Source organism: Streptomyces diacarni (assembly GCF_003323715.1).
GTDB classification, from domain to species: domain Bacteria; phylum Actinomycetota; class Actinomycetes; order Streptomycetales; family Streptomycetaceae; genus Streptomyces; species Streptomyces diacarni.
In genome coordinates, this window is the sequence record NZ_QOIN01000019.1 from 136,815 (window position 1) to 144,711 (window position 7,897).

A 7,897-nucleotide genomic window follows, 5' to 3' on the forward strand; every position below is an offset into this window, starting at 1 on the left:
TCCCCGCGCAGAGGACGAACCGCTCCGCGGCGTCAGGACGTCTCGGTGCCGGCGTCGGTGTCGGCCGTGACGTCGGCGTGGGTGTCAGCGGTGGCCGGCTCCGACAGGTCACGGGGTCCGGGCCCGCGGGCGATACCCGCCCCCAGTGCTGCGAAGGGGACGAGCGCCAGGATCGTGCTCAGCAGCACTCCACCGCCGGTGACCAGCGTGAAGTTGGTCAGCACGAGCCACATGGCGACCAACAGGCCCAGTACGGCGAGTGCGGGAGCGATGCGGGTCTGCCACAGTTTCCCCCGGGCGAGCTGGGGGCGGCGAACGAAGTGGGCCAGCACCGCGACGGAGGTGACCAGCATCAGGATCACCATGCCGACCGTGGAGACGCCCGCCATGGAGCCGAACACCCCCGCCAGCGGATCCAGTCGGCAGGCGGCGCAGACCGCGACCAGTACGCACGCGGTGATGCTCTGGGCCACGGAGGAGGCGGAAGGCGACTGGTGGCGCGGGTGGACGGCGCCCAGCCGCGCGGGCATCAGGCCTTGCCGAGAGAGGGCGAAGGTGTAGCGGGCGATGACGTTGTGGAACGAGAGCACACATGCGAACAGGCTGCTGAGCAGCAGGACCTGCATCAGATCGCGCAGCGTGGTGCCGACGTATGCCTGCGCGGTGTCCATCAGCATGTCACCCCGGCCGTCCACCGTGCGTTGCGCGACCGCCGAGGCGTCCGTCGTGCCGGCAGCCAGGATGAGTGCCCAGCAGGAGACGGTGTAGAAGCCGCCTATGATCAGCACCGCCAGATAGGTCGCGCGGGGGATGGTCCGCTCGGGGTCACGTGCCTCGTCCCGGAAGACGGCCGTGGCCTCGAAACCGATGAAGCCGGTGAGCGCGAAGAGCACCGCGATGCCGAGCGGGCCTGAGACGGCCGCGTGCGGAGTGAACGATTCCCCGCTGATCCCGTGGGCACCGCCGCGCGCGAAGACCACCGCGTCGAGAACGACCACGACAGCGATCTCCAGCACCAGCGCCACGCCGAGCACCTTGGAGCTGAGCTCGATGTGCCGGTAGCCGAGGAACGCCACCGCACCGAGGGCCAGCAGCGACCAGACCCACCACGGTGTCGACGTGGGGCCGCCGAAGAGGGAGAGCGCGTCGTTCACCGCCCCGCCCAGGTAGCCGTACACGCCGACCTGGATCGCTGTGTAGGTGACGAGCGCGACCGCGGCCGTACCGACCCCCATACGGCCGCCGAGGCCGCGCGTGGCGTAGGCGTAGAAGGCGCCCGCTTGCGGCACGTGGGGCGTCATGGCGACGAAGCCGACGGCGAAGACGAGCAGCAGCAAGGAGGCCAGGGCGAAGCCGACGGGCGCACCGGCGCCCGGGCCGCCGGCCACCGCGAGGGGGACGTTGCCGCCCACGACCGTCAGGGGAGCGGCCGCGGCGATCACCATGAACACGATGGACCCTGTACCCAGCCGCCCGCTGAGGTCGGGGGAGCTGGACGCGGCGCCCTCTGCGGGTGCGCGGCCGGAGTCGGTCAGCATGGGGAGTCCTTGGCGTCGCGGGTGGCGTGCGGAGCGCGGTGTTCGACGGGGCCCTCGGTGTAGAGGTCCACGCGGCGGTCGGCGAGGTAGGGGTTGGCGTCGCGGGCCCGCGCGACGACGCGTGGGTCGATGGTCGCGCTGAGCAGCCCGTCACCGTGCTCCACGCGGTCCAGCACCTCGCCGGAGGGCGCGACGAGGCAGCTGCGGCCGACGTACCGCAAGGCCCCCTCCGCGCCGGCGTGGTTGGCGTAGGCGACGTAGACCTGGTTCTCCCAGGCGCGGACGCGCAGCAGGTGGTCGGCCACGAACGCGTACGGCTCCATCTGGGCCGTCGGCACGGCCACCAGGTCGGCCCCTGCCGCGGCCGCGGCCCGTACCGTTTCGGGGAACTCCACGTCGTAGCAGATCAGCAGGGCGATGCGGACGCCCTCGAAGTCGACGACGGAGACCAGTCGGTCACCCGCGGTGAAGGAGGTGCGGTCCAGTTCGCCGAAGAGGTGGGTCTTGCGGTGACGGCCGCGCACCTGTCCGTCGGGGTCGATGAAGACGGCGGAGTTGTAGCAGGCGCCGTGCTCGCTCTCGGGCAGGCCCACGACGAGGGCGAGTTGGTGTCTCCGGGCGATCTCCCGCACCGGGGAGAGCAGGTCGGTGGCCGCCAGTCCGTGCACGCGCTCCCCGATGTTGTACCCGGTGAGGAACATCTCCGGGGTGATGAGCAGGCGGCTCCCTCGGCTCACGGCGCGGGAGCAGGCGGCGTCGAGTTCGCCGCAGTTGGCGGGTACGTCGCCCGGCGTTCCGGCGGTCTGGAGCGCGGAGATCTTCATCGGCACCTTCGAATCGGGGGGAGGGGTACGGCGGTGCAGGACAGCCGCGAGGCGCGTGTGGCGGAAGCGGGCGGTGGGCCCGGAAGAGGGCCCGGATGGCGGGGTGGATCGCGGCCCGGCCGTCATATAAACATGCTCACTTTGACCACGTAAAGGGTTCACGGAGCGGCCATCGCCCGGCAGCCGGGCAGGGCGCGAGCCCGGCAAGGTCGAAGCGAGAGGCTTTAGGCTGTGCCGATGGCATCCGAGCTTGGTGACAGCGCCGCAGGGGCGCTGAGTCGTGGCCCGCTGACCGCGATCCGCCGCACCAGCGCTCTCGACACCGTCAGAGCCCGCATCTCGCTCGCCGTGGACCTGGGGCTGCTGGCGCCGGGGGAGCGGCTGCCGAACGTCCGCGCGACCGCGGCCGCGCTGGGCGTCGGCGAGATCACCGTGCGCCGGGCGTTCAGCGCGCTGGAGCGGGAAGGCATCGTCCGGCGGCGCCCGGGGCGCAGCGGGGGGACGTTCATCGCCGAACAGCCGCGCCTGCACGCGGTGGCCGAGAGCGCCGCCTACCGTCAGGACGCCGCGCGCGTCCGGCGCCTGATCGACGAGCGGGTCGTCATGGAGGCCGGGTTCGCGCACCTGGCCACCGCGCGCATCGACGCGGAGACGCTCGGCCTGCTGGACGCGGCGATCGCCGAGATGGACGCGGCGACCACCTGGGCGGACTTCCATACGTCGGACAAGCGCTTCCACTCGCTCATCGCGACCGCCGCGGGGTTGCCCAGCGCGCTCGCGATGTACACGCGTGTCACCGGCGAGCTGTACTGCTATTTCCTGCCCTACGCCATGAGCTATCTGCGTACCAGCAATGAGCAGCACAAGCAGATCAGGGCCGCGCTGGACGGCCGGGACGCGGCGCTCGCCGCCCGCCTGCTCTCCGCACACGCCGCCGAACTGCACCGCACCATGTACGTGGGCCTCACCGCGACCGGCACATCGGACGAGCACCCCGCACCGGCCCCCGAGCACGCCCGAGAGGGGTAGCGAGGAGCGCGCGCCGCCGTCTCAGCCCGCGCCTGGCCGCGCGCGCATCCGACGCCCGCTCCGCCGTGCGAACCACCGACCGCCTGCCGCCCCGTCCGCTCCCTTCTGCCGGGGGCTCGTCGGTGCGGTGTTCCCCGTGAGGCAGTCGAGCCGCCACGGCGTCAGCTCTTGACAACCTCTTTGGTCTGGACCAACTTGGCCATGGTTCGCTCCCCAACGAGCGCCCCCCTGGAGGCAGTTGTGGCACGCTCCCCCTCCGGCCCCCGCCAGGGCCGACGCACACTCTCCCGGCTCCGCACCGCGGGCGCGGCCTTCCTCCTCGTGGGGGCCGGCCTGCTCACCGCTCCGGCCGCCGCGGCCGGAGCCGCCGGCACCCACCACCCGCCCGCCGAGGCGCCCGCGGCCTCGTCCGCCGTCCAGCCCCGCGGCGCGGCGCTGCCCGAGCACGCCCTGATCGGGTACCTGCACGCAAGCTTCGCCAACGGCTCCGGCTACACCCGTCTCGCCGACGTCCCCGACAGCTGGGACGTCATCGACCTCGCCTTCGGCGAACCGACCACGGCGACGTCCGGTGACATCCGCTTCGACCTCTGCCCGCAGAGCGAGTGTCCGAACGTGGAGACGAAGGAGGAGTTCAAAGCCGCGATCAAGGCCAAGCAGGCGCAGGGCAAGAAGGTCCTCATCTCCATCGGAGGCCAGAACGGGCAGGTACGGCTGACCACTCAGCAGGCCCGCGACACCTTCGTCTCGTCCGTCTCGGCAATCATCGACGAGTACGGCCTCGACGGCCTCGACATCGACTTCGAAGGCCACTCGCTCTCACTCGACGAGGGCGACACCGACTTCGAGAACCCCACCACACCCGTCATCGTGAACCTGATCTCCGCCGTCAAGTCACTCAAGGCCGAGTACGGCGCGGACTTCACCCTCACCATGGCCCCGGAGACCTTCTTCGTCCAGCTCGGCTACCAGCGCTACGGCTCCGGGCAGTGGGGCGGCGACCCGCGCGCCGGCGCCTACCTGCCGGTGATCCACGCGCTGCGCGACGAACTGACGCTGCTCCACGTACAGAACTACAACTCGGGCCCGATCATGGGGCTGGACGACGCCTACCACCAGATGGGCAGCGCCGACTTCCCCATCGCGATGACCGACATGCTGCTCGCGGGCTTCCCCGTCCAGGGTGACGCCGGCAAGGTCTTCCCCGGTCTGCCTCCGAGCAAGGTGGCGATCGGCTTGCCCGCCTCGTCGCAGGCCGGCAACGGACACATCGCGCCGGGCGAGGTCGACAAGACCCTCGACTGCCTCACCAAGGGAACCGAGTGCGGCTCGTACGAGCCACACGGCAGCCAACCCGCTCTGCGCGGGCTGATGACCTGGTCGATCAACTGGGACGGGTTCAACGGCTCGGAGTTCTCGCAAAACTTCGACCGCTACTACGGCTGACACCAGCTGAGGACACCGGTCACCGCGCCCGCACGGCACACACGCCGTCGGCGCGGGCACCGATGTCAGGACTCGTGCGTCGCGAAGAGCTCCAGGTGCCCGCACTTGGGGCAACGGTAGGCCTCGATCTGCCGGGACTGCCGGCCCATGCGCTTGGCACCGCCGAAGATGCCACGCTCCAAGTGCCCCGCTATCCAGCGGGCGTAACCGCGCGTGTTCTGGCCGGTGTCCTCGACGAAGCCGGGCTCGAGTCCGGGCGTATCGCACTGGGTGCACGTCATGTTCTCCATCCGGTGATGGTAGTGAGGAACCGGACGACATCGCAGCCGGAGTCGCGCGATGGCGCGCTCGACCAGCGTCGTCTCGCTGAACGAGACGCGCGCTTGCGTCTCTTGACTCACGCCCGCCCTCCCGAAAAAGTGCGCCTGTGAGCCAGCGAGCAGGACAAGCGAAAATGGGATCCCCCGAGCCGCAGAGCGGCGATGGCACGCCGGAGGACGGCATCCCCGGCGCTCTCCGGAAGACCAGTGCCCCGGACGCCCCCGGCAGCACCCCGGAGACCGACGCGGCCCTGACGGACACCGGCACGCCCGGGGACGCGGAGAACGGTGAAGGGAAAGACGGTGGCGGGGAGAGCATGCGCCGGGTGGCCGTCGCGAGCTTCATCGGCACGGCCATCGAGTTCTACGACTTCTACGCCTACGGCACGGCTGCGGCCCTCGTCCTCGACGACGCCTTCTTCCCCAACCTCAGCTCTCTCAACGCCACCCTGGCGGCCTTCTCCACCTACGCGGTGGCCTTCGTGGCCCGGCCCCTCGGCTCGCTGGTCTTCGGACACTTCGGCGACCGGGTCGGGCGCAAGTCCGTACTGGTGGCCTCCCTGCTGCTGATGGGGCTCTCCACCGCGTTCGTCGGACTGCTGCCCGGCTACGCCACCCTCGGCGTGTGGGCGCCGCTGCTGCTCGTCCTGCTCCGGTTCCTCCAGGGCATCGGACTCGGCGGCGAATGGGGCGGTGCCGCGCTGCTCGCCGTGGAACACGCGCCCGAGAAACGCCGCGGCATGTTCGCGGCCTTCCCGCAGCTCGGCCCCTCCGTCGGGTTCTTCGCGGCGACCGGGATCTTCTGGGCCCTGTCCGCCGGGCTCGACGACGACGCGTTCCGCTCGTGGGGCTGGCGGGTCCCCTTCCTGCTGTCGTTCGCGCTGGTCGCGGTGGGACTGTTCGTACGGCTGCGGATCAGCGAGACGCCCGTCTTCCAGCGCGTGATGGACGCGCAGGAGAAGAGCAAGGCGCCGGCCATGGAGGTCTTCAGGACCCACTGGCGCGAGATGCTGCTGGGCGCGGGCGGCATGATCGTCGCCTACGGGCTCTTCTACACGGCCACCACCTACTGCCTCAACTACGCGACGGACGGCCTCGGTGTCCCGCGCAGCACCATGCTGGCCCTGTCGATGGTGGCCTGCCTCTTCCTCGCCGTCGGCACCTGGATCGCCGCCACCCGCTCCGACGCCCGCGGTCGCCGCCGACTCGTCCTCATCGGCTGCGGTCTCGCCGTCGTCTGGGGTCTGGTCCTCTTCCCGCTGCTGGACACCGGACAACCGCTGCTGATCACCCTCGCGCTGGGCGGCACACTGTTTTGCATGGGCGTCGTGTACGGGCCCATGGGCGCCTACCTGCCGGAGCTGTTCAGCGCCCGGGTGCGCTACTCGGGTGCCTCGTTCGCCTACAACCTCGGCGGAGTGCTGGGCGGCGCGGTGGCGCCGCTGGTGGCCACCGACCTCCAGTCCTCCTACGGTTCCAGCGCGGTGGGCTGGTACGTCTCCGCGATGGCCGTGGTCTCCCTGGTGTGTGTGCTGGCACTGCCGGAGACCCGGTCGCGGGAGCTGGGCTGAGGCGGACACCGACTCGCGCCGGCGTTGCACGTGTGACAGCGCGGCGGCCGGCGCGCTCGCCCCGCACGAGGATGCCCTGCTGGGCGAGGGGCGAGCGGCACTTCGGCACTCACGGGTGAACCCCGCAGCCTCTCGCCCCAGTTGACCGGGCGCCTCGGTTCCCCGCCGTACCCCTAAGCTCTGGGTCCGTGAACCAGCGGCAGCGCAAGAAGCTCTCCCGGCGTCTCTTCGACGCGATCGTGACGGGTGACGCCACTGGCGTGCAGACCCTGCTCCGGGCCGGTGCCGATCCTCAGCGGGCGGACGCGGAGGGCGCCACTCCCTTGTATCGGGCGTCCGTGAGCGGCAAGGCGGACATGGCCCGCCTGCTCCTGCAAGCAGGGGCCGCGCCTGACGCCGAGAGCGGTGGGCCGGGTTCGGAGGGCACACCGCTGTGCGCGGCCGCCTGCTGGGGGCACACCGAGACGGTGCGCGCGCTGTTGGCGTACGGAGCCGATCCGCGGCTGCGTGAAGACCAGGGCGCCGGCCGCACGCCTCTCGAATGGGCGGTCGACGCCGGCCCTCACACCGAAACCGCCGACCTTCTGATCGCTGCGCAAGCGAAGTCCGACACGGCGACGTGACGCCGCGGTCGGGCGCTCGGGGCCGCAGCGGGTCCGAGGAGTTCGGTCACCTGCCTGGTGGGTAGCGCGCTGTGGTTCACCTCCTGCACGAGCCCGGTATCGCCGCGTGGCGAGCCGGGCTCGACCTTCGCTGTCCGCGAGTCGGGGGTCGTGTCTCGTCTCCGCGGGCGCGTGGCGCTCCGCGAGCCGTTCGCACCGCTCGTCCATGCAGGCAGGTTCCGGGCCGGTGCCCGCGCCACCGGCCGCCCGTCGTGGCCGCCACCCCTGAAACGGGGAGTGCTCCCCGTCCAGTGCTACAGTGCGCTCCTAAGTGGGGAGCACTCCCCGATAAGGGGGTGTGGACGGCCGGTCCGGCCGGAAGCGGAGGGGCGCAGTTGAGCATGTCGAAGAGCAGGAAAGCACCTGCGCGGTCCGCGAACGCTCCAGCGGGGGAGCGGGTCGCCGACTGGGCCGATGGGCGGCTGGGGATCTACAGCCTCGCCAAGGCCAACATGCGCAAGATCTTCCCGGACCACTGGTCGTTCATGCTGGGTGAGGTCGCGCTCT

The 7,897-nt window shown here is 71.1% G+C and carries 6 protein-coding genes and 2 pseudogenes; 5 read left to right on the forward strand and 3 right to left on the reverse strand.

Annotated elements, in window-relative coordinates:
* Positions 1-32 precede the first annotated feature (32 nt).
* Both DTL70_RS00715 and DTL70_RS00720 read right to left on the reverse strand, forming a co-directional pair.
* Positions 33-1,538 (reverse strand): APC family permease, encoded by a 1,506-nt coding sequence (locus DTL70_RS00715; protein ID WP_114019817.1) that lies wholly within the window; start codon positions 1,536-1,538, stop codon positions 33-35.
* Entirely contained in the window at positions 1,532-2,362 is an 831-nt protein-coding gene (locus tag DTL70_RS00720; protein WP_114019818.1) for a carbon-nitrogen hydrolase family protein, read from the reverse strand. Before DTL70_RS00720 ends, DTL70_RS00715 begins: the two co-directional genes overlap by 7 nt.
* A gap of 237 nt (positions 2,363-2,599) precedes the next feature.
* Here DTL70_RS00720 and DTL70_RS00725 point away from each other — a divergent pair, with 237 nt between their 5' ends.
* Together DTL70_RS00725 and DTL70_RS00730 are read left to right on the forward strand one after the other, a co-directional pair.
* Complete coding sequence (locus DTL70_RS00725) at positions 2,600-3,391, forward strand: FadR/GntR family transcriptional regulator (RefSeq protein ID WP_114019819.1); 792 nt, start codon at positions 2,600-2,602, stop codon at positions 3,389-3,391.
* Positions 3,392-3,826: 435 nt separating this feature from the next.
* Positions 3,827-4,837: pseudogene (locus tag DTL70_RS00730) on the forward strand (chitinase); the annotation flags it as partial.
* 65 nt (positions 4,838-4,902) lie between these two features.
* On the opposite strand, the gene DTL70_RS00735 reads toward DTL70_RS00730, so the two are convergent.
* Positions 4,903-5,127: a hypothetical protein gene (locus tag DTL70_RS00735; protein ID WP_114019846.1), complete on the reverse strand. Its 225-nt coding sequence runs from the start codon at positions 5,125-5,127 to the stop codon at positions 4,903-4,905.
* A gap of 347 nt (positions 5,128-5,474) precedes the next feature.
* Here DTL70_RS00735 and DTL70_RS00740 point away from each other — a divergent pair, with 347 nt between their 5' ends.
* From DTL70_RS00740 to DTL70_RS00750, 3 genes and pseudogenes are all read left to right on the forward strand, one after another.
* Positions 5,475-6,728 carry an MFS transporter gene (locus tag DTL70_RS00740; protein ID WP_114019847.1) on the forward strand — a complete coding sequence of 418 codons (1,254 nt, stop codon included), beginning with the start codon at positions 5,475-5,477 and terminating at the stop codon, positions 6,726-6,728.
* A gap of 188 nt (positions 6,729-6,916) precedes the next feature.
* Positions 6,917-7,351, forward strand: a complete 435-nt coding sequence (locus DTL70_RS00745) for an ankyrin repeat domain-containing protein (RefSeq protein ID WP_114019820.1) — start codon at positions 6,917-6,919, stop codon at positions 7,349-7,351.
* A gap of 380 nt (positions 7,352-7,731) precedes the next feature.
* A pseudogene (locus tag DTL70_RS00750) lies at positions 7,732-7,897 on the forward strand (cytochrome bc1 complex cytochrome b subunit); the annotation flags it as partial.

Coding starts and splice junctions, on each gene's coding strand:
- DTL70_RS00740 (WP_114019847.1), top strand. CDS start 5,475: ATGCGCCGGGTGGCCGTCGCGAGCTTCATCGGCACGGCCATCGAGTTC.
- DTL70_RS00725 (WP_114019819.1), top strand. CDS start 2,600: ATGGCATCCGAGCTTGGTGACAGCGCCGCAGGGGCGCTGAGTCGTGGC.
- DTL70_RS00735 (WP_114019846.1), bottom strand. CDS start 5,127: ATGGAGAACATGACGTGCACCCAGTGCGATACGCCCGGACTCGAGCCC.
- DTL70_RS00715 (WP_114019817.1), bottom strand. CDS start 1,538: ATGCTGACCGACTCCGGCCGCGCACCCGCAGAGGGCGCCGCGTCCAGC.
- DTL70_RS00720 (WP_114019818.1), bottom strand. CDS start 2,362: ATGAAGATCTCCGCGCTCCAGACCGCCGGAACGCCGGGCGACGTACCC.